This is a genomic window from Flavobacterium sp. (assembly GCF_044339515.1).
Lineage (GTDB): Bacteria > Bacteroidota > Bacteroidia > Flavobacteriales > Flavobacteriaceae > Flavobacterium.
The window spans coordinates 1-2,639 of sequence record NZ_JBIIVK010000103.1 but is presented as its reverse complement, the minus strand read 5'-3'; the positions used below and the strand labels follow the sequence as shown (position 1 = coordinate 2,639).

At 31.0% G+C, this 2,639-nt stretch carries 3 protein-coding genes; 1 reads left to right on the top strand and 2 read right to left on the bottom strand.

The window, feature by feature from the left end; all coding sequences use genetic code 11:
- Positions 1–246: hypothetical protein (locus ACIQ0M_RS15450; RefSeq protein WP_396153844.1), on the top strand; the 246-nt coding region annotated here is incomplete at its 5' end.
- A gap of 92 nt (positions 247–338) precedes the next feature.
- Here ACIQ0M_RS15450 and ACIQ0M_RS15445 read toward each other — a convergent pair.
- Entirely contained in the window at positions 339–1,007 is a 669-nt protein-coding gene (locus ACIQ0M_RS15445) for a hypothetical protein (protein ID WP_396153842.1), read from the bottom strand.
- A gap of 1 nt (position 1,008) precedes the next feature.
- Positions 1,009–2,639 (bottom strand): RHS repeat-associated core domain-containing protein (locus ACIQ0M_RS15440; RefSeq protein ID WP_396153840.1); only part of this gene is annotated, 1,631 nt, incomplete at its 5' end.

The following is a 2,639-nucleotide window of genomic DNA, read 5'->3' as shown; positions in this document are numbered from 1 at the left end:
AATAAAAATAATAAAGTTTCTGACATTTCTTATTTTATTTTTGCTTTTTTAAATTCCGCAAAGTCGGGAGACGTTTGCGGAGCTTTTCATAGGATATTTGTTCTGAACACTTTGCGGAGCGGGGTTTCTGACATTTCTTATTTTATTTTTGCTTTTTTAAATTCCGCAAAGTCGGGAGACGTTTGCGGAGCTTTTCATAGGATATTTGTTCTGAACACTTTGCGGAGCGGGGATTTTCAAATGTAAAAAGGCAAACTAATATAGCTTGCCTTTTGGGTTTAGATTTTATTTTAAGAGTGATTTACAAATGGTTAAATGTGGGTTTGGTTCATCACTAATTATGGAACATTACCCTGAATTGGAGGCGGGGGTATTACTCTATTACAATCTGAATTATTACCTAAATATATTGATAAAGGCACTAACTTTATTATTTCTATTTTTTTATTGTATTCTATATGGTTAAAACTCTTACCATATTTTTTAATTGAATATTTCTCTCTAATTGAATCAAAATTAGTTAAAGAGATATTCAAAAGATTTTCTAATTTTTTTCTTAAAGCTAAATCATCCTTTAGTTTGTTTACATCTAAATTGATTAAAACATGTGATTTAAATATCATATCATTATTTATACTTTCTTTAAATGAATTCAAAAAATCATCATTAAAATTATTTTCATCATACTTACTATTATTTAATAAAATATTATCAGACTTTATTAAGCATAATTCTAAATAATTCTTAGAGGGCATTGGATAGTCATAATCTAAAAGCTCATATAAGAATATAGATTTATTATTAGTCTTATCTATAGAATCTTTAACTTTTAGATATAAAAACTGATTTTCAGTTAGTTTTTCCAAACTAGCTTCTATGTAAGTTATATCTAATTTATCTTTAGAATAATTTTTATTCAAACCAGTTTTACTCATTTTATCACATGATAAAGATATTGACAAACAAAAAAACAATATACAATAAAATACCTTTTTGATGTTTTCCATTTTAAAATTTATTTATGTTTGATTTGTTAACTGGGTACATTTTGGATGGCTCATAATTGATACTTTTATAGTCTTTAGGCTTAACTTTGTTATAATTATCTTTACTCAATTTAGGCATGTAAATGAAAAATTGTGCATCAGGACTTACTTCTAAAGTTCTCCTGTAAGAATTTATATCATTACCGCTTGGTTTAAAATCATCCCATGATAAATCAGTATGAGCGTGATAATGAAAAGCTAAAGAATTTCTTTCAAAACCTTTCATGTGATAGAAAGTTGGTGCTTGGTCGTTAGAGTGAAGTGTTCCAATAATCCAATTAATACCAGATTTAGTGTTATTTCCTTGTAAAGCCCACTCAACATTTGTGTTTTCAGACATAAACTTAAAAACTTTTAAGGATTCTGCTGTGCTTTTTGTTGTTGCACTACTTCCTTTCAAAACTTCTTTTTTATCAGCATGGTGTTTTTGTACTAAATCTGGGTTTTTTTCAGCTAATTGAGGCAATATTTCTTTATCATTAACAGTAATTGGAGCAACGCTCTTATCAACAGAATCATTGCTGTTCAATTTAAACAACCTATCAGGCTTACTATCTGTAGGTCCGATTTGTTTGACCTCGCCTTTATTATTAACTCCAAAATCTGTCTCTAACATTCCGTCAGGGTCAATAAATAATAATGGATTATTATAAGCATATCTATAGGGAGTCCATCGTCTATCTACCTCCGCCAACGGGTCAATATTCATCCACCTACCAATTGCAGGGTCATAATTTCTAGCTCCGTAGTCGTAGAAGTTAAGCCCCAACTCATCTTGCCACTCCTTTCCATTATACTTATAATCATAAACCGTTTGATTAGTCGGTGTAATCACAACACCACCTGTGCTTTCTAACTTTTCATACGTTTTCTTGGTCATGTTATAATTCCGGTGCTTTAAACCAAAAGGATAATAGTTGTTTTCTTCTAAAATGGTAAGAACGTTGGTGGCGGGGTCTTTGGTATAACTCAACCTAATATTGCCAAGGTGGTCGGTGTAATTAAAAACATAATTGTAACTATTGGTTGTTTTCTTTACATAACCTTCGGCGTGTGGAAAAAATTCCAAGATATTATTTATATACTGAAAACCACTTAAATAATCGGTCGTTTGCACTGATGTGCCTTGCGTTACTACCTTTCTAACTTTTACACCACTAGCGTTGTAAATATAAGAAATATTTCCGGTTGAACCAAAGGTAATTTGAGTAGGTAAGTTTAAATGATTGTATTTAATTAATGTAATCCCCTTGTTATTGTCAAGCGTCATATTTCCATAAGCATCGTAGGCATAATCGTTTCCGGTATTAACACCGTCTTTAAAGCCGTTGGGGTTGCTGGTATTATCAACCACTTTAAGCAATTGATTTGGACTTGTTGTGTCATTATAGGTATAAACCAAATTGTCTATCGTTAAGTTTTGTATCAAATCATCATACTCTCCGTTGCGTTGCAAGCTAATAATATTTCCGTTTTTGTCATAACTCATGCTCTCGTCATAACTTCCGGTATTATAAATGGAAGCTTGAGGTTTTGTGTAGGAAGCAAACAGTAGCCGATTGAGATCATCATAAACAAATCCATATTTGCGTT